Origin of the sequence: Acinetobacter sp. YH01005 (assembly GCF_013420465.1) — a bacterium.
In the GTDB taxonomy this organism is placed as follows: Bacteria; Pseudomonadota; Gammaproteobacteria; order Pseudomonadales; family Moraxellaceae; genus Acinetobacter; species Acinetobacter amyesii.
In genome coordinates this window covers 19473-45659 of record NZ_VOYA01000003.1, presented here as the reverse complement: position 1 = coordinate 45659, position 26187 = coordinate 19473, and the positions used below count along the sequence as shown (strand labels likewise).

At 40.0% G+C, this 26187-nt stretch carries 18 protein-coding genes, 4 tRNA genes and 1 pseudogene; 12 read left to right on the top strand and 11 right to left on the bottom strand.

Annotated features, from left to right (window positions below):
• Window positions 1–236 precede the first annotated feature (236 nt).
• Entirely contained in the window at window positions 237–1142 is a 906-nt protein-coding gene (hcaR, locus tag FTT72_RS01755; RefSeq protein WP_180177763.1) for a DNA-binding transcriptional regulator HcaR, read from the top strand.
• Window positions 1143–1548: 406 nt separating this feature from the next.
• Here the strand turns inward: hcaR and FTT72_RS01750 are convergent, their stop codons facing one another.
• From FTT72_RS01750 to FTT72_RS16370, 8 genes and pseudogenes are all read right to left on the bottom strand, one after another.
• Window positions 1549–2406, bottom strand: a complete 858-nt coding sequence (locus tag FTT72_RS01750; protein WP_168377928.1) for an alpha/beta fold hydrolase — start codon at window positions 2404–2406, stop codon at window positions 1549–1551.
• Between the two features lie 293 nt (window positions 2407–2699).
• A complete protein-coding gene (locus FTT72_RS01745; RefSeq protein WP_180177762.1) occupies window positions 2700–3953 on the bottom strand; it encodes an OprD family outer membrane porin in 1254 nt (417 codons plus the stop codon).
• Between the two features lie 536 nt (window positions 3954–4489).
• The gene (gene dmpG / locus FTT72_RS01740) at window positions 4490–5509 is read right to left on the bottom strand and encodes a 4-hydroxy-2-oxovalerate aldolase (RefSeq protein ID WP_111884105.1); all 1020 of its coding nucleotides are present in this window, start codon (window positions 5507–5509) and stop codon (window positions 4490–4492) included.
• An 11-nt stretch (window positions 5510–5520) separates the two neighbouring features.
• Window positions 5521–6417 (bottom strand): acetaldehyde dehydrogenase (acetylating), encoded by an 897-nt coding sequence (locus tag FTT72_RS01735; protein ID WP_078192779.1) that lies wholly within the window; start codon window positions 6415–6417, stop codon window positions 5521–5523.
• A gap of 36 nt (window positions 6418–6453) precedes the next feature.
• A complete protein-coding gene (gene mhpD, locus FTT72_RS01730) occupies window positions 6454–7251 on the bottom strand; it encodes a 2-keto-4-pentenoate hydratase (RefSeq protein WP_180078115.1) in 798 nt (265 codons plus the stop codon).
• A 689-nt stretch (window positions 7252–7940) separates the two neighbouring features.
• A complete protein-coding gene (locus FTT72_RS01725; protein ID WP_180177761.1) occupies window positions 7941–8609 on the bottom strand; it encodes an HAD-IA family hydrolase in 669 nt (222 codons plus the stop codon).
• A gap of 151 nt (window positions 8610–8760) precedes the next feature.
• The gene (locus FTT72_RS01720; protein ID WP_078189751.1) at window positions 8761–9732 is read right to left on the bottom strand and encodes an RluA family pseudouridine synthase; all 972 of its coding nucleotides are present in this window, start codon (window positions 9730–9732) and stop codon (window positions 8761–8763) included.
• 55 nt (window positions 9733–9787) lie between these two features.
• Window positions 9788–10096: pseudogene (locus FTT72_RS16370) on the bottom strand (hypothetical protein).
• 394 nt (window positions 10097–10490) lie between these two features.
• Here FTT72_RS16370 and FTT72_RS01715 point away from each other — a divergent pair.
• The 6 genes from FTT72_RS01715 (at window position 10491) to FTT72_RS01690 (ending at window position 16722) form a co-directional block, all read left to right on the top strand.
• On the top strand, window positions 10491–13919 hold the full coding sequence (locus tag FTT72_RS01715; RefSeq protein ID WP_180177760.1) for an Rne/Rng family ribonuclease: 3429 nt from the start codon (window positions 10491–10493) through the stop codon (window positions 13917–13919).
• Between the two features lie 185 nt (window positions 13920–14104).
• Entirely contained in the window at window positions 14105–15946 is a 1842-nt protein-coding gene (locus FTT72_RS01710; protein WP_180062897.1) for a long-chain-acyl-CoA synthetase, read from the top strand.
• Between the two features lie 140 nt (window positions 15947–16086).
• Window positions 16087–16162 (top strand) — tRNA-Lys (locus FTT72_RS01705).
• A 21-nt stretch (window positions 16163–16183) separates the two neighbouring features.
• Window positions 16184–16259: transfer RNA gene (locus FTT72_RS01700), tRNA-Lys, on the top strand.
• A 49-nt stretch (window positions 16260–16308) separates the two neighbouring features.
• A tRNA-Lys gene (locus FTT72_RS01695) sits at window positions 16309–16384 on the top strand.
• 262 nt (window positions 16385–16646) lie between these two features.
• A tRNA-Lys gene (locus FTT72_RS01690) sits at window positions 16647–16722 on the top strand.
• Between the two features lie 137 nt (window positions 16723–16859).
• On the opposite strand, the gene FTT72_RS01685 is transcribed toward FTT72_RS01690, so the two are convergent.
• Window positions 16860–17513: a hypothetical protein gene (locus FTT72_RS01685; protein WP_257226926.1), complete on the bottom strand. Its 654-nt coding sequence runs from the start codon at window positions 17511–17513 to the stop codon at window positions 16860–16862.
• A 300-nt stretch (window positions 17514–17813) separates the two neighbouring features.
• On the opposite strand from FTT72_RS01685, the gene FTT72_RS01680 reads away from it, so the two are divergent.
• Window positions 17814–18071, top strand: coding sequence for a PspC domain-containing protein (locus FTT72_RS01680; RefSeq protein WP_180116674.1), 258 nt, complete (start codon window positions 17814–17816; stop codon window positions 18069–18071).
• A 118-nt stretch (window positions 18072–18189) separates the two neighbouring features.
• Here the strand turns inward: FTT72_RS01680 and FTT72_RS01675 are convergent, their stop codons facing one another.
• Together FTT72_RS01675 and FTT72_RS01670 are read right to left on the bottom strand one after the other, a co-directional pair.
• A complete protein-coding gene (locus tag FTT72_RS01675; protein WP_180177759.1) occupies window positions 18190–19296 on the bottom strand; it encodes an HPP family protein in 1107 nt (368 codons plus the stop codon).
• A 126-nt stretch (window positions 19297–19422) separates the two neighbouring features.
• Window positions 19423–20214 (bottom strand): tetratricopeptide repeat protein, encoded by a 792-nt coding sequence (locus FTT72_RS01670; RefSeq protein WP_078189755.1) that lies wholly within the window; start codon window positions 20212–20214, stop codon window positions 19423–19425.
• A 150-nt stretch (window positions 20215–20364) separates the two neighbouring features.
• Here FTT72_RS01670 and FTT72_RS01665 point away from each other — a divergent pair, with 150 nt between their 5' ends.
• The 4 genes from FTT72_RS01665 (at window position 20365) to FTT72_RS01650 (ending at window position 25917) form a co-directional block, all read left to right on the top strand.
• Window positions 20365–20805 carry a hypothetical protein gene (locus tag FTT72_RS01665; RefSeq protein WP_180010262.1) on the top strand — a complete coding sequence of 147 codons (441 nt, stop codon included), beginning with the start codon at window positions 20365–20367 and terminating at the stop codon, window positions 20803–20805.
• A gap of 103 nt (window positions 20806–20908) precedes the next feature.
• Window positions 20909–21892, top strand: coding sequence for a glycine--tRNA ligase subunit alpha (gene glyQ / locus FTT72_RS01660; protein WP_078192785.1), 984 nt, complete (start codon window positions 20909–20911; stop codon window positions 21890–21892).
• Window positions 21892–23961 carry a glycine--tRNA ligase subunit beta gene (gene glyS / locus FTT72_RS01655; RefSeq protein ID WP_180177758.1) on the top strand — a complete coding sequence of 690 codons (2070 nt, stop codon included), beginning with the start codon at window positions 21892–21894 and terminating at the stop codon, window positions 23959–23961. The genes glyQ and glyS overlap by 1 nt, the downstream gene beginning before the upstream one ends.
• A gap of 66 nt (window positions 23962–24027) precedes the next feature.
• The gene (locus FTT72_RS01650) at window positions 24028–25917 is read left to right on the top strand and encodes an AIPR family protein (protein WP_180177757.1); all 1890 of its coding nucleotides are present in this window, start codon (window positions 24028–24030) and stop codon (window positions 25915–25917) included.
• Window positions 25918–26187: the final 270 nt, after the last annotated feature.

The window sequence follows — 26187 nt, the reverse complement described above, 5'->3', positions numbered from 1 at the left end:
AACTTTTCAACGATGATGGATTTTAGACCGATTTTCGGGAAATATTTATTTTGTTTTAATTAAGAGATTTTATGGATTATTACGGTAGATTTTTTTTATGGCATTTTTTTTAAATTGCCGAGAACACCATTTATTTCGTGAATGGTAAAATAATCCTCACGCAATAGTTGTTTATAGATTATACTGAACGGACTTCTAAGTAAGACATTTTTTGGATTACTCCACGGGTTGATTATATGGAATTACGACACTTACGCTACTTTATTACTGTCGCTGAAGAACTCAATTTCAGTAAAGCTGCGTTAAAACTTTATACTGCTCAACCTTCTTTAAGCCAACAAATTAAAGATCTTGAAGAAGATGTCGGCGTAAAACTGTTGCACCGTACTAAACGTAAAGTTGAGCTCACAGAAGAAGGTGCCGTATTTCTAGAACAAGCACGTTTAACCTTGGCACAAGCAGACAAAGCTGTGGCTATGGCACGTCAGGTTTCACAAGCCAAACAGCAGATGCTGCGCATTGGTTTTGTCCCTGTTGCAGAGATGAAAATCTTCCCTTATGTGCTGCCAAATTTACGTGTTCAGAACCCAGAACTCAAGATTGAATTACTCAGTTTAAATAACCGCGATCAGATGAAATTGCTGCAAAAAGGTGAACTGGATATCACTTTTACCCGCAATAACTTCCACAGCGACGAAATTGAAAGTCAGTTTGTACTGCGTGAACCGCTGATCTTTATTTTACCCAAAGATCACCCTTTAGCGAAGTACGAGCGCATTCCAGTTAAAGCATTGAATGGGATTGATTTTATCATTCCTGCACGTGAACAATCTGGCACGTTGCATGAAGCCATTTTGGACTTTGCTTCGACCCATGATATTCAATTTAATATCGTGCAAAAAGCCGACAATATCCTGTTTAACATTAACTCCATCGGCATGGGCTTAGGCTGCACGATCCTACCGGGATACATCGCGCCATTGACCATGAACAATACGGTGATTCGTCCTTTAGATGTCGAATTACCGTATCTAGACTTGTATGTAAGTTACCGAAAAACGGCGAGTTCTGTGGCTGTAGATAAATTCCTTGAACTGCTAACCAAAGTTTTTTATCTCGATATTAATCACGAACAGCGTTAATTTTCGCCAAGTCATAATTTATAGATATAGCACCATTATTTTTAAAATGAATAATGGTGCTTTTTTTATGGCTAAAAAGTCGCTTTTTTAATCGTTTAAATGTTTTAATCGACGCATTTTATCTATCATGCATATCGACTTGATGGAAAATAACTTATAAATTTTAGTTTAGACATTGATAAAAATTGCTAAAAATTGCCGATTTACAACTTAAGTCTAATAAATAATTCCCCTTCCCCAACCATTCAGATGAGCTTATTTTATGCCTTTTTACTGATTTAGACCGTACACTGTCGACCCATTAATGAGAATAATACTCATTTAAAGTATTTCTTTCAAAAGATTTATATAAAAAAAAGGATGGCAAAACCATCCTTTTTTTGAATTTCATGTCAGTGACAAGAAATTACACACCACGCGCTTTTAAATAATCTTTAATCACGGTGTTGAATTCTTCTGCTTTTTCAACTTGTGACCAGTGACCACATTGGCTAAAGATATGCGCATCCGCATTTGGAACTGTGTTCAAAATATCCCACGTACGAGATACTGGAATCACCACGTCTTGTACACCGTGAATCAACAATACTGGCACAGTAATGTCTTTCATTTTTTCAAAGTCGAGTGGGAATTCGAAACGGTCACGGTCGCGTGCGCCAACAACATCCATCAAACGATTTGATGCATAGTCATTTGCAGCAGAAGCGAAACGTACTTTTACCAATTCGTCTGTGATCAAGTCTTTGTTTACAACAAACATAGACAAGGTTTTCTTGATGCCTTCTTCGGTTAATACAGGGTTTGCATGTGCTTTAAGTGCTGCAGTTTGTTTAGCACCGCCTGTACCCATAGACACGATACCCAATACACGTTCTGGATAGTCCAAAGCCATTTGGAATGCTAACCAGCCACCGAGTGAGTTACCCACTAACCAAGTTTTTTCAATACCTAGGGCATCTAACGTACGTACAGCGTGATCAACCCAAGCACGGATACCATAAGCAGTATTCGGTGCAACAACAGTTTGACCATAGCCAATCGTATCGATAGCGATACAACGAGCTTGTTCACCAATTTGTGGAAGGTTTAACCACCAGTTTGCCGCAGCAGATACACCTGTACCTGAACCGTGTAAAAATAGAATTGGTGTGCCTTCACCCACTTCGTGGTAATGCGTTAATTCGCCTTCAGCAGTTTCAATCCATTTATCTTCTAAACCAAAGAATGAATCAGTTGTATAGTCAGGAATCTGAACAGTGCTCATACATGCTCCTCGTATTGCGTAGAGCTTATGTTTCAATCCATAACGGATTTAAACACAAGGGGGACTCTTTTGGATTTTGTGGTTTTTACAGTCTCATATTACCTGTTCAGCCACTGCTAACTGATACATATTTACGATCATAAACAACAAATAGACTATAATTTAAGTTATTGTTTTTAAATACATAACTCAAAAATATATCCATAAAATCTTTGAGGTATTTCTTTTTTAAATAAACCAGCGAATAAAAAGGGAAGCAATGAATCCACTTCCCTCTTTTTTATCCTGAGAAATTAGAACTTATAGGTATAAGTTGTTGCCACACGGTATTCTTGCAAGTCAGACTTGTAGTCGAAGTTTGCATCGATATACATGGCTTGTACACCTAAACCCTTTAACTGACCTTCAGGTACCGTGTAATTAACAATCAAATTAAGCTCATCTGAGTCTTGGTTTTTCACACCTTTCACCTCAGCATCCCAACCAGTGAAATACACCGCAGTTGCATTCAAGCCTTTCACACCCAATCCTGAGAAATCATAGTTGTAATTTACACCTACAGATTTTTCATCTTTTTGAGTGAAGGTTGCTACACCCCAGTTCGACAAATAAGCACCTGGAACCCAACCACCCAATGTTGGGAATGCACTATCCCCCATCATTTGCTGGTAATTCAACCCAACAGTGTGCGCGCCATAATTCACTTTTGCACTAGCAGATAATGCTTGGTTATCTAAATGACCATATAAGCTGCTACCTGAATCTGCTGTATCGAAGTAACGTACATGGCTATCTAATTTAGCATTTTCACCCAATTTGGTTTTGTATGCCGCACCTACATAATGCTGCTGATAAATATCTTTTACATCACCAAACCAATAACCTGCTGAAAGTTCAGGGGTAAATTGATGATCCACACCTGCGATAATCATGCCGTCAGATTCAAGACCTTGATCTGCATGACCACCTGGTTGACCTAAAGTAAATAATGTCAAATCACGGAATTGGTTGTCATAACGGTTGTTAATGCCGTTCACATAAGCCAAAGTCAATTTGGTATCTTTTAAATCTTTTGACTCTAACCAAGCACCACTGAAGGTGGTCACTAACTGACGAGTTGGATCATAGGTCAAAACTGGTGAAATCGGCAATAATTCACCTACGCGAAGTTCTGTTTTAGATACCTTCGCTTTTAGGGTTGCACCCACCTTACCGAATTCATCCTTAGATTTTTTACCATCATGCGGCAAAATATAATCAGCATTTTTGTCACGAGCATTCAATTTAAATGCGTGCTGTACCAAAAGGTCTGCACCAACTTGGATTCCACCTCCAATATCGTGATAACCCGATTTCGCATCTAAAGTAATGCCTTGTGACCACGAACCCCAGTTACCCGCCGGATTTTCTTTAATTTGACGGTCTAAGTAGAAGTTTTTAAATTTCAATTGTACTTGGCTGTCGTCAACAAAGTCCGCATAAGTTGCAGATGTTCCTAATGTTGCTGTCGCAGCAAGAATTGCTATCCATAAATTTTGACGACGCATGGCTTATTCCCAGTGATCAAATTAAGCTATGACATCATCATGCTCAACAATACCTTGGAAAAAAATCCGACTACAGTATTAAGGTTTATCAGGCTTTTGTGCGACTTGAACTTTGGAAGCTATTTCTGCTTATTTTCCTTAGAGATTAAAACAATAACTCTTTTTTATCATTTAGAACAACTGATTAAATTAACCCCATGTTTTATTAACATAAAATTTAAAGTTTTTTATTTTTTGCAATTACATGCGCTGTATTAATTGCTTTTAAGTTTAAACAAAGTTTTTTGCTGAGATTTATCCTTATTTGAGTTATAAAATTTAGCTATGACATGATATTTAATTTATATAATCATCAACAACTTAAAGTTAAATTTCACCACCATGACTGCTCGAAATCGACCATTGGTTCGCAGAATTTTTCTTATTTCAATCCGCTTTCTATGCATCAATTCAATCTCAACTAAAAACCAAGCCCATATAGTCAGTTGAGACATAAAAAAAGCGCCCATTTCGGGCGCTTTTTGACTTAAAGCAAATTAAGCATTGGCTTCTTTTGCTTTAGACATGGTCAATGCCAAGTCTTCAATCATATCTTCTTGACCACCAACCGTACCACGACGACCAAGCTCAAGAAGAATTTCACGAGCAGATACGCCGTATTTCGCTTCAGCGCGTTTTGCGAACAATAGGAATGAAGAATACACACCTGCATAACCTAAAGTTGCTGCATCACGGTCAGCACGGATTTGATGTGTCATCATCGGGATGATCAGATCTTCTGCTACGTCTTGCACTTTAAACAAGTCCACACCTGTCTCCATTTGCATACGGTTGGCAACCGCAACAAACAATTCAAGTGGAGTATTACCTGCACCTGCACCTAAACCTGCAGAAGCTAAATCGACACGCGTTGCACCAGCTTGAACCGCTGAAACAGAGTTCGCAACACCCATACCTAAGTTATGGTGACCGTGGAAACCGATTTCGATCTCTGAAGCCAGGTTGGCACGTAAAATACCCACGCGGTCAGTCACGTCTTGAGGCAACATATAACCAGCAGAGTCAGTCACATAAATACAGTTTGCACCGTATGACACCATTTTGCTGGCTTCTTCCAAAAGTTTTTCAGGAGTTGCCATGTGCGCCATCATCAAGAAGCCCACAGTGTCCATGCCAAGTTTACGTGCAGCAGTAATGTGCTGTTCAGAAACGTCAGCTTCAGTTGAGTGCGTTGCAACACGAATAGTTGCTACACCAACATCATGTGCCATTTTCAAATGGTCAACCGTACCAATACCAGGAAGTAAAAGTGCAGATACTTTCGCCTGTTTCAGGTTTGGAATCACCGCTTTTAGGTATTCTTCATCGGTTGCTGCTGCAAAACCATAGTTCACAGAGTTACCGCCTAAGCCGTCACCATGCGTAACTTCGATTAAAGGTACACCTGCATCATCCAAAGCAGTTGCAATGGCAACCATTTGTTCAGGTGTAGTTTGATGGCGCATAGGATGCATACCATCACGTAAAGTCATATCATTAATAATAATCTTAGACATTTTGGTATTCCTTAAGCTTCAGCAGTGTTTAATACGCGTTCTGCAAACATTTCTGCAGTACGTGCAGCTGCCGCAGTCATAATGTCGAGGTTACCTGCATATTTAGGAAGATAATCACCTAAACCTTCAACTTCTAAGAAGATTGAAACACGGTTACCGTCAAATACAGGACCATTTACAAGTTTGTAACCTGGTACATATTTTTGAACTTCAAGAATCATCGCATGTACAGATTCAGTGATTGCTGCTTGATCTGGTTCACCTTCAACAAGACAGTGAACAGTATCACGCATCATCAGTGGTGGCTCAGCAGGGTTAATGATGATGATCGCTTTACCTTGTTTCGCACCACCCACTTTTTCAATAGCGCCAGCAGTCGTACGAGTAAATTCATCAATGTTTTTACGTGTACCTGGACCCACAGATTTTGTTGATACTGTTGCAATGATTTCGCCATATTCAACAGGCTGAACTCGTGAAATCGCAGCAACCATAGGAATCGTTGCCTGACCACCACATGTCACCATATTGACGTTCGGAACTTCACCGGCATCCAATAACGCTTCTAAGTTTACTGGTGGTACGCAGAATGGACCGATTGCAGCAGGTGTTAAGTCAATCATTAACACGCCAAGTTCATTCAATTTACGGCTGTTTTCAGCATGAACATAGGCAGAAGTTGCATCAAATGCGATTTTAATGTCGTCTTCAATTACGTGTGCAAGTAAACCATCTACGCCTTCAGCAGTGGTTTTTAAACCCATTTTAGCAGCGCGAGCCAAACCTTCAGACGTCGGGTCAATACCAACCATCCATACTGGTTCTAAAAATTCGCTGCGTTGAAGTTTGTAAAGCAAGTCAGTACCAATGTTCCCTGGACCGATCAATGCACATTTAATCTTTTTCATGAATGTGTACTCTTAAAAATTCCGTAAAACCCAAGCTTATTTCGCTGCAAATGCTGCAGTCACAGAACCAAAGCCTTCAATTTCAACTTTGAATTCATCACCAGGATTTGCCACAACCATTGGGCCTAAGGCACCGGTCAATACGATGTCACCTGCAAGCAATGGACGACCACGACGAACCATTTCGTCAGCCAACCACACTGCTGCATTTAATGGGTTAGAAAGACACGCTTTACCCACACCTTGTGAAACCACTTCTTCACCACGAGTCATGACCATTTTGCAATTTACAAGGTCAAGATCTGCAAGTTTTACAGGCTTAGAACCCAGCACAAAACCTGCTGAAGATGCGTTATCTGCCACAGTATCAATCAACGAGATTTTCCAGTTTTCAATACGGCTATCGACCACTTCAATTGCAGGCAGTGCATATTCTGTTGCACTAATAATGTCTGCATAGGTGTGTTTTTCTTTGGTCAAATCTTGGTTAATCACCAAAGCAATTTCTGCTTCAACTTTTGGCTGAATCAATAAACCAGCAGGGATTTCTTCACCATCGCCATACGCCATGTCAGCAAACAACATACCGAAGTCAGGTTGATCAACGCCTAACTGCGCTTGTACAACTTTTGAAGTTAAGCCAATTTTACGACCTACAAGGCGACGACCTTCTGCCACCGCACGTTTGGTATTCACTTCTTGAACGGCATAAGCAATATCTACATCAGCACTATCACCACCAAGTTGTGGACGGATCGGTGCAATCGCAGCCTGATTTACTTCCGCATCGCGTAATGCTTGCGCAACTGATTCAACAACAGCAGAATTCGACATCAATGTTTCCTTAAACTGCAAAAATTGGATGCACAACGTGTTTCATCCCGATCACCATCAAAATCAAAGTGATGAAAGTCATGTCAGGATTCGCCTAAAGCATTTCACTTGACATACTACACGTTATGTTTAGATGCATTTAGCATCGAGATTTTAGAAAGTGAATACCAATACTTATTTTATTTATGACTATAGCTATTAGCTATAAATTAATCATTATTTATTATTAATATTCAAAAACTTAAGTCAAAATAATTAAATAAAATTCACTATTTTTTTCGCCCTTAAATCTGAATCTCTACTAAAAAACTTGGCTTATACGACTAAAAGATAAGATTAAAAGATTATTTTAGCGTCAGCCTAATACCCGAATAACAATGTTCAATTATGATAAATTAAGTACGCCACTTTCTTCAAATAAAAATAATTCAATAAATAACAACAAGATAAATCATAAAATTCAAACAAAGAATCTATTCCAGCTTGTGGTAAAAGGCCAAATAGTTGCGCTCAACTTTTTAAGGTAAATTTGCTAGAAGACTGCTTGTTATTGTAGAAAAATCTAGTGTTATTACTTTTTTAAATAATTGAATTTACTCATTTCAACAACTAGAGCTTGCGTTACTATTCATTTGGTAACAAAAAAGGTGAAAACAAATTTCACCCTTTTTACTCGTTTGTATCTAAAACTATACAGCTAGACGTAATTTCACGTGTTCTAGTAGAAATTCAGTCAAATCACCTACGCTATGTGCAATATGTAAGGGTTGAAAACACTGGAGTGTTTCTACAGTATGCACTCCATAGCTCACGCCTACACGTGGCATCTGAATATTGAGGGCCATTTCTAAATCATACGACGTATCACCAACCATAATGGCTTGATCGGCACGTAGTCCTGTTTCCGCCAAAATTTCTGCCAACATCAACGGATCTGGCTTAGATTTGGTTTCACTGGCTGCACGTGTCGCACGAAACAACTCATGACTTTGCGTTTGAGCCAAGACACGGTCTAGACCTTTACGACTTTTTCCTGTTGCAACAGCCAATTGTAGACCGGCATCGCGTAATTCCTGCAACATATCCGCGACACCATCAAACCACATATCCCCTTTGGAATGGGCCACATAGTGATCGGCATAACTTTGCAAAATTTCGCTGTGCAATTCAGGAACCGTCGGAAATAACCGCTGTGCGACTTCCGGCAGACCTAAACCAATAATACTTTTCGCATCAGCATCGGTCAGCGGCTGTGAATATTGATCTGCTGCAAATTTTAAACTCGCTACAATTTGACCCACAGAATCAAATAAAGTGCCATCCCAATCGAAAATGACTAGTTTTACAGCTGAGTTCATACGTTTTCCTAGATTTGATTCAGTGTTTGGTAATTCAGATTCTGGAGTGCATCAATTTATTTACCTCACCCCGGCCCTCTCCTTAAAGGAGAGGGAGAAAGAAAACTTACGAAGCAGTCCTGCTCAGGGAGAGAAGTCTCGTATTTAAAACTTACTCGTCATCTTCTGAAGACTTCACCACTTTGTCGGCTTTTTGCGCGCGTAGCTGCGCCACAAGGCTTTGCATATCTTCTGGCAATGGCGCTTCAATGGTTTGGTAACCCGGAATTTCTAAACGCATAGCATGCAGACATAAACGACGTGGCTTTGGACCACGGTATTCAGTTTCATGACCGTATTTTTCATCGCCCACCAATGGATGACCAATACTTAAACCATGTACACGGATCTGATGGGTACGGCCCGAAAGTGGAGACGCATACACCAAGGTGGCATGCATAAAACGTTCTTTCACGTTCCACAGCGTCTTCGACTCTTTACCTTCTTTAGGTGATACACGAACACGACGCTCGCCATTTGCCAGTTCGTAACGATGCAAAGGCTGATCAATGAGCTGCTTATCCAAACTCACCACGCCTTTCACCACAGCAGCATAAGTTTTTTGGATTTTGTGCTCACGTAACATGTCTTGCAGGCTTTTTAACACACTACGTTTTTTCGAAATCATCACCAAACCAGAAGTGTCGCGGTCAATTCGGTGAATCAGCTCAAGGTATTTCTTCCCTGTTGCGGCACGTAAGCCTTCGATCAAGCCATACGCCACACCACTACCGCCGTGAACAGCAATACCAGAAGGTTTGTTTACCACCATTAAGCCTTCATCTTCGTACACCACACGGCTCAGTAAACTTTGCGCGACTTTGTCCGATACGGGAACCGCAGACTCATCTTTTTGCTCATAACGAATTGGAGCAACTCGAACTTGGTCACCAATATTGAGTTTGGTTTCCGCTTTGACGCGTTTTTTATTGACGCGGACTTGGCTTTCACGAATCAGACGATAAATGCGACTTTTAGGCACACCTTTCAGACGACTAAACAGGAAATTATCAATACGTTGACCCGCCTGATGCTCGTCCACTTCAAACCAGGTGACGCTTTGCCATTCTTGCGTAGAATTCATACAGTTACTGTAACCTAAAAAAATACTAAAATTGATTAAAAATTGATCATTTAAGCTATACTTTTCGCAAGAAACATAAGCTTAGCCCATAGGCAGATGATGCAAGGTTTGATATAGTCAGCGCACGGAAACCACCGTAACTGAGTAAAAGTTGATTCATTTCAGTATTTACTGTCATTGAACTTTCAAGCAATTACTCATTTAGCTCGGAAAGGTCCCAAAAGAATTATGCCGACGCCGAAGGCTTATTATATCGGCAAAACTGCAAACTGTTGCGTTTAATTGTGCCGTAGGTACATAAAACAGTTTGCCCCAAAAAAATATGTGCCAACCAAGGTTGGTTTTTAAACGTAAACTGATACACATCAGACCAGTCGCTCCCTGGAAATCGTGTTCAGGCCACAACGTTTGATGCATTGGATCTGCACAGTTTGTAAAGGTACGATGATAATTCCGTATCAAGACGCTCTATCAGATATGAATGGATGCTCTTCGAGCAATGTGACAGTGAAAGTTACTCACATCCAATGCACCGTTTGTCCGCCAGTGAAACGCGTTCAGGTGACTTTAATCGTTTAAAAGATTGAAGCCGTATTGCCATCATCAATACGTGAATCAAAAACCGTTGCCCGCCCAAAGAAGGTCGGCACACATGCACAGATGATGTTTTTCGATCTGTGCAACTTGATCCATGCTATCTGATGCTCGCTACGAGTCAGGCGATGTTCTTCTGTGTATCACTATTAGGTGTTACACCCATGAAACGTATGTTGATTAATGCAACACATGCCGAAGAAATTCGCGTTGCACTTGTCACTGGTCAGCGTCTTTACGATTTTGACTTAGAGAATCGTACCCGTGAACAAAAAAAATCGAATATCTATAAAGGTCATGTGACTCGCGTAGAGCCGTCTTTAGAAGCTGTATTTGTTGAATACGGTGCAGGTCGTCAAGGTTTCTTGTCGATGCGCGAAATAGCTAATTCTTATTACAAAGCAGATCCTCGCCAAACTTCAAACATCCGAGAATTGATCACTGAAGGCACTGAGCTTTTAGTTCAAGTGGAAAAAGAAGAACGTGGTAATAAAGGTGCTGCCCTTTCTACATTTATCTCACTTGCTGGTCGTTATTTGGTTTTGATGCCAAACAACCCGAAAGGTGGCGGTATTAGCCGTCAAATTTCAGGTTCAGTTCGTGAAGAATTGAAAGAAATGTTGGCGTCTTTAAATGTCCCTCGTGGCATGAGCGTGATTGTACGTACTGCTGGTATTGGTCGTTCTCAAGAAGAACTCCAACTTGACCTTCAACACTTGCTTGACCTTTGGGCACAAATCCAAAGCACATCAAGTTCAGGTCCATCACCAATGTTGGTTCACCAAGAAGCCGGTGTGGTTACACGTGCGATCCGTGACTATTTACGTGATGATGTTGCTGAAATTCTGATTGACTCTGAGCAAGCGTATAACGAAGCCTATAACTTTGTTAAAGCGGTGATGCCACGTCAAATCGACAAATTAAAAACCTATACTTTAAATGAACCGTTATTTGCTCATTTTGGTATCGAAAGTCAAATCCAAACGGCCTATGAACGTGAAGTAAAACTTCCTTCTGGTGGTTCAATTGTGATTGACCAAACTGAAGCATTGGTTTCAATTGATATTAACTCTGCAAAATCAACACGTGGTAGCGATGTAGAAGATACAGCGCTCAATACCAACCTTGAAGCTGCAGAAGAAATTGCTCGCCAATTACGTTTACGTGATATCGGTGGTTTAGTTGTGATCGACTTCATCGACATGACCAAAGACCGTAACCAACGTATGGTTGAAGCTAAACTTCGTGAAGCAACACAAAGCGACCGTGCGCGTATCCAATTCGGTCAATTGTCACGCTTTGGTTTGATGGAAATGAGCCGTCAACGCTTACGTCCATCGCTTGAAGAAGCCACAGGTTATGTGTGCCCACGCTGTCATGGTACAGGTATGGTACGTGACCTACGCTCTTTATCACTTTCAATTATGCGTAAAGTGGAAGAAATTGCGCTACGCGAACGTCATGGTGAAGTTCAAGTTGAAGTGCCTGTTGAAATTGCTGCATTCCTATTGAATGAAAAGCGTCACAGCCTTGTATATCTTGAGCAAACTTCAAATGTTCGTGTGACCGTACTTCCACACCCTCACCTTGAAACACCACATTACGAAATTTCGTATAACCCTGAAGGTTTTGCACCGACAAGCTATGAACGCACTGAAGCAACACGTTCTAGTGAAAAAGAATTGGGTTACGAAGCATCTGAGTGGCATTTAGGTGAAGAACAGGCCGCTGCTGCTCAGCAACAAGCACCTGTACAACAACAAGAAAAAGGCCACAAAAAGAATAAGCAACAACCTGTTGCTGCTCAACAAGCACCTGCACAAGTTGCAGCTCCTGCTGCATCATCTAGTCCATGTGCATGGTTAGAAAACTTATTTGTTCAAAAACAAGCTGCAACCGTTGACCAGTCGCGTACTGCAAACAATGCTGCTGCTGCAATTGAACAAATGGTGAATGGCGGTGCTGCAAGCCGTGGCCAGTTTGGTCAAATTACCCCTGCATCGGCAGCGCCTGTTGTTGTCGTAGACAATAATGCTTACCTTGCGCCTTCTTCTGTTGTGCACAAACAAGAACGTGACAGCCATTCAGAAAAAGCTGACCGTGAAGAAAAACGTCACAACAAAAAGCGCACTAAGCATAAAGAACCACGTGAACAAGAAGCTCAACCGCATCAAGTTCATGAAGAAGTGTTACAACCTTCACGTCAAGATCGTCAAGAGCAGCGCAATAACGAAGCACGTCAAAACGAACGCCAAGAGCAACGTTCTGAACGTCAAGAACCGCGCCAAGACAACCGTCAAGACCAACGTGAAAACCGTCGTAACTCACGCCGTCAACATAACAATGAACAAGTACAGCACGATGTTCAAAACAATGAACAACCGCAGTCTGTTCCACGTCGTGACCGCAACAACCAACAACGTCCAAATCGCCCAAATCGCCACCGCGATCAAAGCGTATTGAACGAGCAAGTGATTGCTCAGGAAGTTGCAACTGAGCAACAATCTGAAAACCGCAATCAACGTCAACCTAAAGTTGAAGTTGTTGATGCACCACGTCAAGACGTGATACCAACAGCACTTGTAGTAAATGTTGATCAAGCTCAAAGCGAAATCGTAGCGCTAAATACTGCCCCAGCAGTTGAAAAACCTGTAGAAACCCCAGTAGTCCAAAAAGCCGCTGTCGTTGAAGCAGAAAAAGTGGAAAAACCTGCGACTGAAACAAAAGAAGTAGGACATAAACCACAGCATGCTCAGCAAAAACCGTCTCGTGCAAGCAATGACCCACGTCAACGCCGCCGCGAACAACGTGCAGCTCGCGCTCAACAAGCACAGGCTCCGAAAATTTCGCCATCTCAAGTGCCGACACTGGGTCAATACACTGTAAGCAGCTTGATTAAGCATGTATACGGTGAAGACTGCTCAGTACTGATTGAGCAATTTGGCTTAATTCCAACATTCAACCGTGCATTGCAAAAATTCACGGAAGAATATGCCGCGACTTTGACTGCACCTGCAGCTGAAGCAGCTGTAGAGAAAAAGCCTGTCACTCGTGATGTTCAAGTTACAAAAGCTGCACCTGAAGCTGAACCAGCGCCAATGTTGGATTTGACACCACCAAAGCCTGTGTCAGATAAACGTGTTGCTAATGACCCACGTGAGCGTCGTCGCCTTGCTAAACTTGCCGCTGAACAAGCGAAACAAGACCAAGCAAAAGCACATGCTGAGGTGGAAGCTACGCCTGTCGCAGACACTACTATTGAGGCGCCTGTAGTTGCAGAAGCTAAAGCTGCTACAGTTGAAGCCAATGTATCCGACGTTGCAAGTCAAACTGAAGCACCTGAACCCGTTCAAGCTGAAGTACTGACACCCGTTCAAGCTGAACTGGATGTGAGTGCGCAGCCTGAAAAGACGGAAGAAGTGTCTGAAGCTCCTACTAAACCAGTAGAAGAAAAAGCTCAAGCCGTTGAGGCGGAAAAGAAAGTTGAGGTTCCTGTAGACGAAAACTCGGCCGCTGAAGGTGAAAAACCTGCACGCCCTCGTCGTCCTCGCGGTCGTCCACCGAAAAAAGCAAACACCGCAACTGAGCAGTAATTTGCTATTTTGCAGGTGAATAAAAAAATCCAGTCATTTCGGTGACTGGTTTTTTTTTGATACTTTTGTCAAATTAGGTTGATTGCACTAGATCGAAACGATTAAAAGACAATTGTAGAATTTGCTGCAAATTTCATTGCAAAGAAATAGACCGTATCGGATTACGAAAAATAAATAGGATTCACATGAGCCAAACTACACAACACGACCTTATTGGGATTGCTGATGTTGCAGCAAAAATTCCCGCGTTCATTAGCAAAGTACCCAACCTGTTGAGTGGTCTAAAGCAAGCCTATTTACGTACCCCAAATACTTCCGCAGGCTTGGGAATTGCATTTGAAAAAGCCGTAAAGCGTAATCCCAAGGGTTATGCACTTTATTTTGAAGAGCAAAAATATACCTATAACGAATTAAATGAATGGGCCAATCAAATTGGTCACTATTACCTTGCACTCGGTGCAAAAAAAGGTGATGTGATTGCAGTGATGATCGAAAACCGATCTGAACTCGTGGCAACCATCGTGGCTTTAGCCAAAATTGGCGTCACCAGTGCTTTGGTCAATACATCACAAGTCGGCAAAGTCCTGACACACAGCATCAACTTAGTGAACCCAATTGCGGTAATTGTGGGCGAAGAATGCCGTCAAGCTGTAGAAGAGATTCGTGATGATCTCAGTGTAGCTGCAGATCGTTTACATTGGTTCGCAGATCAAGCCACTCGTGTAGATGCTGGTCAAGCACCGAAAGGCTTCTTAAACCTTGCAGAAGCGATTGATGAATTTCCAAAATTCAACACACCCACCACTGCAAGTGTAAAAGGCAAAGACGGCCTATTTTATATCTACACCTCTGGGACAACAGGCTTACCTAAAGCGGTGATTTTCACCAACAGCCGTTGGACTTTGGCTTATGGAACATATGGTCACGTCCTTAATCTGAATAAAGATGATGTGATGTACGTAACTTTGCCGCTCTATCACGCTACAGGCACTGTAGTTTGTTGGTGTGGGGTGATTGCCGGTAGCGCCACCCTTGCCCTGCGTCGCAAGTTCTCGACCTCTTCATTTTGGAAAGATGTACAAAAATTTGATGCATCAGCCATTGGCTATGTGGGCGAGCTTTGCCGCTATTTGATGGATGCTCCACATTCAGACCTTGAAAAAGGCCATCGTGTGAAAAAAATGATTGGTAACGGCATGCGACCAAACATTTGGGATAAGTTTAAAGAACGCTTTGGGGTCGAAGAAGTCCTTGAACTCTATGCTTCAAGTGAAGGCAACGTCGGCTTTAGTAATGTGTTTAACTTCGACAATACCGTTGGTTTTTCACCAACGCCTTATGCGATTATTCAGTTTGATAAAGAAAAAAATGAAGCTGTACATGATGCTAAAGGTCGCTGCATTAAAGTTAAAAAAGGCGAAGTTGGCTTACTCATCGGTAAAATTACCCGTCGCTCACCTTTCGATGGCTATACCGACACGGAAAAAAACAAATCCGTCATTATGAAAGATGTATTCAAGCATGGTGATTCATACTTCAACACTGGCGACTTGGTTCGTGACATTGGCTTCCGCCATGCACAATTTGTCGACCGTCTAGGTGATACTTTCCGCTGGAAAGGTGAAAACGTTTCAACCACTGAAGTTGAAAATATGGTGAGTGAGTACGATAAAATTGCTGAAGCTGTGGTTTATGGCGTAGAAATTCCAGATACAAATGGCCGTGCAGGTATGGCTGCCATCACGCTCACCGACGGTGCCGAACTCAACGAACAAGATTGTAGTGAAATGGTTCTACAATTTAAAAAATGCTTACCAGCTTATGCCGTGCCAGTATTTTTACGTGTACAGAAAAAAGTCGAAACCACAGGCACATTTAAATACCAAAAAAACAAGCTGAAAGAACAAGCTTTTGATCCTCAGCAAACTGATGAACGTTTATTGGTATTGCTGCCAAATGCAACTGCTTACTGTGATTTAACTCCTGAAATTTATGCCAATATTCAGGCATATAAATACCGTTTTTAAGCAAATAGCGCTCATTTTAGCGACAGATATCCGCTAAAATGAGCTACTTTGTTGTATTTATAATCAAACACAAGCAAGTTTATGATTTTTTACTTGCGCTTGAAGCAGATCTTGCTACAATACGCACCATCAAGCGAAATGGGTCGTTAGCTCAGTTGGTAGAGCAGTAGACTTTTAATCTATTGGTCCCGCGTTCGAGTCGCGGACGACCCACCATTTCCTTCGATACCACAAGATGGGTCGTTAGCTCAGTTGGTAGAGCAGTAGACTTTTAATCTATTGGTCCCGCGTTCGAGTCGCGGACGACCCACCATCTTTCTAAAATGCCAGTTTTAGATTACAATCTTGTGCATACCCCCTAAGGGTCGTTAGCTCAGTTGGTAGAGCAGTAGACTTTTAATCTATTGGTCCCGCGTTCGAGTCGCGGACGACCCACCATTCTTTCTTAGGGCTTCTTTCTTCCGGCAGTTGAAGAAAAAGAAACCTGCAGGTTCCGACCAAGACAAACCATCACCATTACTGGTTTTGATTCGCCATTCTCGAAATTTTGCTATAGCGATGTTGCGAAGTATCATTCTTGTCTTGCTAGATGAAGTATTTGACCTGAAAAATTTTAGATAACAAATATTCCCTAGTATTCAAAACTACGCGCTTCGTTTATCTTGCTGAAATTTTAAAATGCTCTTTTAAAATTTTCTCAGGGTTGTTAGCTCAGTTGGTAGAGCAGTAGACTCTTAATCTATTGGTCGTGGGTTCGAACCCCACACAACCCACCAATTCTGTTTAGTCTTAACTATGTCGTATTAATAATTCAATTTTTTATAAGCTAGTTACATTCGATCCACCAAGATCTGCGAATTTCACGCCGACGCTCAAACGCAATTCATAATTTTATTTACTTCATTCGCAGCATTTAATTCGGGTCTTTCACCAAGGTATAGGCATGTTGAGGCTGAGGATAACCCTTGGAAAATAATTCCTGATTTCGGTCGACTTCACCTTGACGAATTTTGTCTAAATCCATGGTGATTTTATTTTCATTAATCACGTGATAATAAAAATTCACGCCTTCTTTTCGATGAACCACCAGCTCGGTATGTGCTTCATTGACACTCCACGTATCCTTTCGGTATTTCACATTAATGCCTGGCGTATTGGTTTTTTCAGCAAATACTTTTCCAATTTGAATAATACTGCGGTGTACCGTGCCATCTGGTAATAAGTTGAGGATGAACTCCGCATCGCCTTCTGGGCATGGAATAAAACTGTCATCGCATTTTACTTTGGCATGAAAACGTCCAATAAAAATTTTGGCATGTTCAGGAACAGGAGCTGACTTTAATTCATCATCATTCGGCAATGTCGCCTGCCCTGCCACTTGGGTTAATTTTTTTCCATGATCTTGCTTCGCTTGAACTTCCGATGCGACAGTTGATGCTGAACTTTCACCCTTATCCGCTGCGGGTTGAGGCGTTGGACTACAACCAATAAAAGAGAGGCTGAACACTCCTGCAAACACTGAAAGATATGCAAATTTCATCAAAAAAGGTGAAGCCGATGTTTTCATATAATGTGCCAAGACCAATCATTCATTGGTTTTTTCAGTTCTTGCTGACTTAATATTGTAATCAAAAAATCAACGCTGTATACATATATTTGCGATATATGTTAATCATATCTCATTGTTATCGTTGATATTTAATTAATAATCAAGCTATTTTAAAGGCAAACTAATCAAACCAATTCTTCAAATTACATAACTTTACTTAATTTTTTTTCTGCACCCTTTAAATCGCAAAGCTTGTCACCATTTCTATAATATGAATTTGGAAATATTCAAATTTATTCTTTTTTGAAGGAGACCTGAATGGCCAATGTTGGTTTATATCGCTCAAACCGCTCTAACATAATTGCTGGTGTGATGGGGGGTATTGCTGAACGTTTTGGTTGGAACGCAAATTTACTGCGTATTATTTTTATCTTTGTATCATGCTTAAGCGCAGCCTTTCCCGGTATTTTGGTGTACTTGGTTTTATGGTTAGTCATGCCTAAAGCACAAGATAACTTTTTCCGTACCAATGGCTATTCAGACCCGATTCGTACTGTGAATGATGACAGACGTTAAAATCCTTTGACCCAGTTTGGTCGCTACGGTTTCTCCCCCAAGATTCCGTAGCTTTTTTTTGCCTACATTTTGGCAAAACCATATTTAAGTCTGATGAATTTAAATCAAAGTTTAAGGCTTAAGATTTTGTTTGCTGATTTAGCTGTTGATATAACGCTGCGATCATATCAGCACGGCTAATCATTCCCACCAACCGTTTTTGCTCAACGACTGGAATATAATTAAAAGATCTTTCCACAAAATACGGCACTAAATCTTGAATGGGTTGATCCGGCTGCACGGTCACCACTTTGGGATTCATAATTTGATAAACGTGATTTTCCCAACTGGCTTTGGGGTCTGCGGCACGTTTAAACCATTCCACTACATCATATAAAGCCAAATTTCCCACCAAGCGATCCAAATCACTCACCACTGGCAAACTCATCAAATTGACTTGTTTAAACTTTTCCAATGCTGACTGAATATCATCTTCTGCACGCAAGCTAATCACTTGCTGGCTCATGAGATCACGACAATGAAACTGGCTTAGACCACGACGACTAGCTAACTGCTGTGCTTCTAAAATGATTTTTTGTAGGTCGTATTCACTGATATCGAGTAACTGACTTTGCTGTTCTAAGACTTGCTGAATATCCGCAGGTTGAATCGACACTTTTTGTGTCGGTGTTGGATCTGTCGTCCGAGTATTGACTTGTGCTTTTTGTGGATACTGCTTGCCTAGTAATCGGTTATAAATGATAGCAACCACCATCAAGAGGACCGAATTTAAAAGGACTGGATAAAAAAGAAAGGCATAGCCTAAATCATGGACTGCCTCTCCGCCCAATACCGCTGTAATCGCCACGGCTCCACTTGGTGGATGCAATGAGTCTGTGGTCATCATTAAGATAATCGCTAATGCAACCGCGATACTAAATGCTTCGGTTAAATTAGGAATAAACATCGCACACGTCACGCCAATCAAGGCCGCAAGACTATTACCAACCACCATATTCCACGGCTGTGCCAATGGGCTGGCAGGTACCGCAAAGAGCAGCACAGATGATGCACCCATCGGTGCGATGTACCATGCATTTAAGTCACCTAGCGCCAGCCAACTGATCAGCGAAGAAATACTCAGGCCCAGCAAAGCACCTACCCCACACAGGATGCGGTCTTTTAAAGGCAGAACTTTAAAGTTGGGTTTAAGCGTATTGAGCCAAGCTGATTTTGCGTGAAACATGGTCATGCCTGATTTTTTGAGGATGAGAAATTATAGGAGATTTAGTCCTAAAATTTCATCAGCATCAGATGGAATTTTAAGGTTATTCTATTTTAACGTTCATATCCCATAGCTTTTACCCTCTTACTAATCCACAATATTTTTGCATTTATTTAAATAAGTTTCTTCTTCTTCCAATTTGAGACCAAAGACAGGTTGAATCGGTATTTCATCCGTTCTGTAATAGCATTTTTCACGCCATTTTATCGCCTCTTCCTCATCTTGAGGCAGTCCATTTAAACCGTGATAATAATTTTGAAACATATTCTCAAGACCTTGTGAATATCCTAAATTACCTGACTTAATGTACCATTCGGTTGAGATTTTTCCATTTTTTTCAACTCCTAATCCTCTTTGGTAAAGTACACCCAAATTGTTCATTGCTGCTGGATTACCTTGAGCAATCGCCTTTTCATACCAATATTTAGCTTGTTGAAAATCAACTTCTGTACCTAATCCTGAATGATAGGACTCTCCAAGTTTAAACTGAGCATCAGCATTACCCGACTCGGCAGACTCTTTTACTAATCTAAAAATTTCAGGATACAGCTCTGGATCATGCTTATATGCATAAAGTCTTGCTAAATTTAATTTGGCGAGTGGACTTCCTTGCTGAGATGCTTTTTCAAATAGTTTTTCGATTTTTATGTCTTGTTCAGTCGGCTGATCATTTTCATCCTCATCTCGATTTCTAACGCCTTCATAGATATTTTTATAGTAGAGTAAAGCAGCATAGCGATTTAAATCATCGCCTTTAAGTTCCTGTGTCTTGTATTTAAAAGCAGCTTTAAGATAGTTAAGGTTATTTTTTACACTCGAAAAACCGATAAAAATCAGAAAAACGACACCAAGTAGGAGGTAATATTTTTTTAAGCTCATAATTTTATAGATTTTTTCAAATAATTTTTAAATTTTACTTACATATATTTCATCAAAACACGGTTCATTATGTATAAGATTCATTATCTAGACAATCACTTGTTTAAAATTTAAAATGTTTAAATCGAAAAATTATATAAAATACAGATAATGAATACAGAAAAACCTTTTAATTTCAAACCTAAAGAAGCACTTATTTTATCACCACTTATTCCTATACTACTTTTCATTGGATATTTTTTAATTAATGGTTCATTCAAGCTTGATGTTTTAGAAATTGTAGGAACTTTTGCTGGAATTTATTACGTTATCTTGTATCCAATTTTACTTAAAATTTGCCAAATTCTTATAGCCAAAAAATTATTTATTTTTCCTTTTATATGGTTAGGTGCGCATCTAACCCTAGTCATGATCTACTTTTTCATTACAACTTTTCAAAATTTCTACTATGGATTTCCAATTTTCGAATCTGTTGGTCGAACAGTGTGGGACACAGCATTTTCCTTATTCATAGCGATCGTTAGTTTTGTTCTTTCCATTATTTTTTGGAGTTTTTCAACATTGCAACCAAAGCTAAAACTCAAAAAATAAATAGCGCTATTAAAATCTTAAAAGGAACCAAGTAGCCTTTGCCACTCCTCTGCAAAATCCTTATACTTAGAGCCAATTTTTCACTAATTTTAATGGATGCTACATGAGTCGCGCCATATCGCATATTGATACATTTCAAGGCTTAATTCTTGCCTTACAAAACTACTGGGCTGAACAAGGTTGTGTAGTGTTACAACCTTACGATATGGAAATGGGTGCAGGGACATTCCACACTGCAACTTTCCTACGTGCTTTAGGCCCTGAAACTTGGAACGCGGCTTATGTTCAGCCTTCTCGTCGTCCTAAAGATGGCCGTTATGGTGAGAACCCGAATCGTCTACAACACTACTACCAGTTCCAAGTCGTGTTGAAGCCAAACCCAGACAACATCCAACAGTTGTACTTAGATTCATTAAAAGCCATTGGTATTGATACCCTTGTTCACGACATTCGTTTCGTGGAAGACAACTGGGAATCTCCAACACTTGGCGCATGGGGCTTAGGTTGGGAAGTTTGGTTAAATGGTATGGAAGTGACTCAGTTCACTTACTTCCAACAAGTCGGTGGTGTTGAATGCTACCCTGTAACTGGCGAAATCACTTACGGTCTAGAACGTCTAGCGATGTACCTCCAAGGTGTAGACTCAGTTTACGATTTAGTTTGGACCAAAGGTCAATTCGGTACAGTGACCTATGGCGATGTGTTCCACCAAAATGAAGTTGAACAATCAACTTATAACTTCGAATATGCCAACGTTGAAAAAATGTTTGAGCTATTTGACTTCTATGAAGCTGAAGCAACTCGCTTGATGGAAGCGGAACTTCCACTTCCTGCATACGAACAAGTGATTAAAGCATCTCATAGCTTTAACTTGCTTGATGCACGTGGCGCAATTTCAGTAACTGAACGTCAACGTTATATTTTACGTGTACGTACATTGGCTCGTGCGATTGCCCAAAGTTATGTCGCTGCGCGTGCGAAGCTTGGCTTCCCGATGGCAGAACCTGCTTTACGTGACGAAGTATTAGCTCAGTTAAAAGCACAAGTTGAAGCGGAAGCAAAAGTTGAATCTAAGGAGAGCAAATAATGTCTAAACATACAGTATTGTTCGAATTAGGCTGCGAAGAACTTCCACCAAAAAGCTTAAAAAAATTACGTGATGCGCTACATGCAGAAACGGTAAAAGGCTTAAAAGACGCAGGTCTAGCATTTGATGCGATTGAAGCATATGCAGCACCACGTCGCCTTGCATTGAAAATTGTCAATGTAGACGGTGCACAAGCAGACACACAAAAACGTTTTGATGGCCCTGCTAAACAAGCAGCGTTTGATGCCGAAGGCAAACCAACTAAAGCGCTTGAAGGCTTTATGCGTGGTCAAGGCATCACGGTTGATCAAGTATCGACTTTCCAAGCAGGTAAAGTTGAAAAAGTGTGCTACTTAAAAGATGTAAAAGGTCAAAGCCTTGATGTTTTACTTCCACAAATTTTACAACACGCTTTAGATAACCTACCTATCGCAAAACGCATGCGTTCTGCTGCAAGCCGTACTGAGTTTGTACGTCCTGTAAAATGGGTTGTTTTGTTGAAAGACAGTGATGTAATTGAAGCAACCATTCAGGATCACCAAGCAGGTAACGTGACTTATGGTCACCGTTTCCATGCTCCTGAAGCAATTACACTTGCAAATGCCGATGCTTATCTTGATGCCCTGCGTACTGCAAAAGTGATTGCAAACTTTGAAGAGCGCCAAGCCATCATCGACCAACAAGTCAAAACTTTGGCTGATGAAGTAAATGCCATTGCGATTGTCCCTGCGGACTTACGTGACGAAGTAACAGCATTGGTTGAATGGCCAGTTGCGCTTCGTGCAAGCTTTGAAGAACGCTTCCTTGCTGTTCCTCAAGAAGCACTCATCACGACGATGCAGGACAACCAAAAATATTTCTGCTTAGTGAATAGCGACAATAAACTTCAACCTTACTTCATTACAGTGTCAAACATTGAGTCGAAAGACCCGACACAAATTATTGAAGGTAACGAAAAAGTTGTACGTCCACGTTTGTCAGATGCTGAATTCTTCTTCTTACAAGATCAAAAGCAACCACTTGCATCTCGTAAAGAGAAACTTGCAAACATGGTGTTCCAAGCAGAACTTGGCACACTATGGAACAAGTCTGAACGTATAGCGACTTTGGCTGTTGCACTTTCTGCAATCACTGGGGCAAACCCAGCAGATGCTGAGAAAGCTGCACTCCTTGCAAAATGCGACTTAACCTCTGAGTTGGTGGGTGAATTCCCAGAGCTTCAAGGTATTGCGGGTACTTACTACGCACGTATTGAAGGCGAAAATGATGAAGTTGCTGAATCTTTAGGTGAACAATACTTACCTAAATTTGCAGGTGACGTTTTACCAAAAACCAAGACAGGTACAACGCTTGCACTTGCTGACCGTTTAGATACATTGACAGGTATTTTTGGTATTGGTCAGGCGCCTACAGGTTCTAAAGACCCATTTGCACTACGTCGTTCTGCCATTGGTATTTTGCGTCTTGTGACTGAAAATGATTTAGACGTTTCGATTGAAGATCTAATCAAACTTGCACTTGCTGCTTATGGCGATGTATTGAAAGACCACGATAAAACTTTGGCGGATGCAGTTGCATTCCTTGAAGGTCGTTACCGTGCAAAATACGAAGACCAAGGCGTGGCTGTAGATGTGATTCAAGCTGTTCAAGCACTTTCTCCAAAATCGCCACTTGATTTTGATAAACGTGTAAATGCGGTAAATCATTTCCGTGACTTACCTGAAGCTGCTGCACTTGCCGCTGCAAACAAACGTGTTGCAAACATTCTTGCAAAAGAAGCTGCACCTGAAGGCGCTGTGGTTGAAGCGAACTTGGTTGAAGATGCTGAAAAAGCATTGTTCGCTGAACTTGCAAAAATCACACCTGTAGTTGAGCCATTATTTGCTGCGAAGGACTACACCGCTGCCCTTTCTGCACTTGCTGCACTTCGTGCGCCAGTCGATGCGTTCTTTGACGGTGTGATGGTGATGGCAGATGATGCTGACCTAAAAGCAAACCGTTTACGTATGCTTGCACAGCTTCGTGACTTGTTCACGAAAGTGGCTGATATTTCGGTGTTACAGCACTAAGCTTTAACTGCTTGTAAAACAAAAAAAAACCCGCTATAAATTAGTGGGTTTTTTTGAATTTAGATCATGAGCTTACAACATTTATTAAACGAACAAATTGATATTCTTTTCGAAAAAGATAAGGACTTAAAAGATTATAATGGCGATAAATATGAAAAAGCGGTTCCAATCTTCTGCAATTTAAAGCATTTAAATGGCTTAGAAAATGAAGAACTCATGGCTGGTATTCTTGGTTCTGGCGGTGATCAAGGAGTAGATGTTAGCTATACATTCCACAACTCTGAACTCATAAATAGCGATTCTGAAATAGATATAAAAAAAGATCACACTATTAGATTCGTATTTTTTCAGATAAAACGAGAAACATCTTTCAAGACTAACGGATTTAAACTTTTTAAAGAGGGTATTGAAAAAATTTTCGACTTAGACACCACAATCGAATCAATACAGGAAGAGGGAGCCAATAAAGAGTATATAAATCTTTGTCAAAATACTCGAGAAATATGGAAAAATGCGCGTCGCGCATCAGCTACAATTTTAGTTGATATCTTTTTCGTGACTCAAGCACCTAATACTAAATTAGCTGCTGCTATTGAAGTTAACCTTGAAAAACTTAGAAAAAAGTTAGAATCAACTAATATAAAATTTAACTCATTATTTTTAAATGCTAGAGATGTTTTAGATTTAGTTCAAAAGACAGATGACAAAATCGGAATTAACTTCCAAAACCCCCCTTTAAATATTAAAGATAAAAGCATCGCTACAAGTGGTTTTGCAGGAATTATTGATGGAAATACCCTTTTAAAAAGTTTTTCTGAAACTGATAAATCATTAGACAACACTGAAATCACAGTAGATCAAAATATACATTTAAAATTTAAAAATTATTTAACCGAGGGTAATGTTCGATATTTCTTAGGTGAGAAAACACATATCAATAAAGGTATTATTGATTCGGCAAAAGATGAAGATAATGCCGAAATTTTTTGGGCGATGAATAATGGCCTAACCATTATATGTGAAAAAATTACAGATATATCTTCTACTGAGTTTGAATTACTAAATCCAAGTATTGTAAATGGCTGTCAAACTATTCACTGCCTATATCAAGCTAGGGAAGAATTACAAAAACCATTACCTAAAAAATTAGGAGTATTTTGTAAAATTATTCAAACTGAGAATTTTTCGATTCAATCTAAAATCATATTATCAACCAATTCTCAGAATGAAGTAAAAACTGCCTCTTTAAAAGCTAATGATTCAATACAAAAAAGTATTGAAGAATACCTACTACCTTTTGAAATTTACTATGAGCGACGTGAAAACTACTATAAGCGTAAAAACTACACAGGTAATAAAGTGATTAGTTTGACTCGTATGGCTCAAATTTTACAAACTGTGATCAATAAAGAATCAATTGCCGCTATTAATGATGTAAAGAAATGCTTCGAAATAAATACACTCTATCAATCAATTTTTGATGAAACAACAGATTTTGATATCTATAAGTTTTCAACTTTATTGTATTTAAAAACTTTAAGTTTAAAAAATTCAGACTTAAGGAATAACCAATATGAACTAGAAGATAAGTCATTGATAAGCAAATCTACTTTCGTAATCTTGCACATACTTTCTAGCTTAGTTATTTCAAATAGCCAATCTGATAATGATGAGCAATGTACAAATTCTACGAAAAAAATTAAAATTGCTGAGAAAAAAAATGATTTTAATCTTAAGAAAAAAAATATTTTCTTAAATTTAGAAGATAATGAATTTATGAAAAAATTATATTCAAAATCTATTGAAATACTTTTAGAGGCAGCTAATCAATACACAAAATCAACAGGAAAGGAAAGAAATTCCCTTCTTAAACAAAGAAAATTTGATAATGACTTTTTGATACCTTGTATAGATAGTTTTTTAAAACGTAAAAAATCTTTAAATAACAGTTGCTAATTTAAAATGTAAAAAGCCCATAATATGGGCTTTTTACATAAGTGCTCGATACATAATAAGAATGAGGAAAATTAGAGGCTAATGGATAAAAAACAGGACCCTCTTTTCCATTGCTTTATCTTACTAGCTATACAGTTATCAAACATCAAAGCCACAGCAAAATACTGATTAGTAAAAGCGAAGAGCATAAATATCTTAGACTATCACCTATAGCCAATAATTCACCAATTCCCTATACTCAATCCAACAACACTCAACAAGAATGAAACT

What these genes read in the sequence shown, in the direction of transcription:
- FTT72_RS01675 (WP_180177759.1), bottom strand. Translation starts at nt 19,296, where the DNA reads ATGTTTCACGCAAAATCAGCTTGGCTCAATACGCTTAAACCCAACTTT.
- dmpG (WP_111884105.1), bottom strand. Translation starts at nt 5,509, where the DNA reads ATGTCTAAGATTATTATTAATGATATGACTTTACGTGATGGTATGCAT.
- FTT72_RS01680 (WP_180116674.1), top strand. Translation starts at nt 17,814, where the DNA reads ATGGCCAATGTTGGTTTATATCGCTCAAACCGCTCTAACATAATTGCT.
- glyQ (WP_078192785.1), top strand. Translation starts at nt 20,909, where the DNA reads ATGAGTCGCGCCATATCGCATATTGATACATTTCAAGGCTTAATTCTT.
- FTT72_RS01685 (WP_257226926.1), bottom strand. Translation starts at nt 17,513, where the DNA reads ATGAAAACATCGGCTTCACCTTTTTTGATGAAATTTGCATATCTTTCA.
- FTT72_RS01715 (WP_180177760.1), top strand. Translation starts at nt 10,491, where the DNA reads ATGAAACGTATGTTGATTAATGCAACACATGCCGAAGAAATTCGCGTT.
- FTT72_RS01670 (WP_078189755.1), bottom strand. Translation starts at nt 20,214, where the DNA reads ATGAGCTTAAAAAAATATTACCTCCTACTTGGTGTCGTTTTTCTGATT.
- FTT72_RS01725 (WP_180177761.1), bottom strand. Translation starts at nt 8,609, where the DNA reads ATGAACTCAGCTGTAAAACTAGTCATTTTCGATTGGGATGGCACTTTA.
- glyS (WP_180177758.1), top strand. Translation starts at nt 21,892, where the DNA reads ATGTCTAAACATACAGTATTGTTCGAATTAGGCTGCGAAGAACTTCCA.
- FTT72_RS01710 (WP_180062897.1), top strand. Translation starts at nt 14,105, where the DNA reads ATGAGCCAAACTACACAACACGACCTTATTGGGATTGCTGATGTTGCA.
- FTT72_RS01720 (WP_078189751.1), bottom strand. Translation starts at nt 9,732, where the DNA reads ATGAATTCTACGCAAGAATGGCAAAGCGTCACCTGGTTTGAAGTGGAC.
- FTT72_RS01650 (WP_180177757.1), top strand. Translation starts at nt 24,028, where the DNA reads ATGAGCTTACAACATTTATTAAACGAACAAATTGATATTCTTTTCGAA.
- FTT72_RS01750 (WP_168377928.1), bottom strand. Translation starts at nt 2,406, where the DNA reads ATGAGCACTGTTCAGATTCCTGACTATACAACTGATTCATTCTTTGGT.
- FTT72_RS01735 (WP_078192779.1), bottom strand. Translation starts at nt 6,417, where the DNA reads ATGAAAAAGATTAAATGTGCATTGATCGGTCCAGGGAACATTGGTACT.
- hcaR (WP_180177763.1), top strand. Translation starts at nt 237, where the DNA reads ATGGAATTACGACACTTACGCTACTTTATTACTGTCGCTGAAGAACTC.
- FTT72_RS01745 (WP_180177762.1), bottom strand. Translation starts at nt 3,953, where the DNA reads ATGCGTCGTCAAAATTTATGGATAGCAATTCTTGCTGCGACAGCAACA.
- FTT72_RS01665 (WP_180010262.1), top strand. Translation starts at nt 20,365, where the DNA reads ATGAATACAGAAAAACCTTTTAATTTCAAACCTAAAGAAGCACTTATT.
- mhpD (WP_180078115.1), bottom strand. Translation starts at nt 7,251, where the DNA reads ATGTCGAATTCTGCTGTTGTTGAATCAGTTGCGCAAGCATTACGCGAT.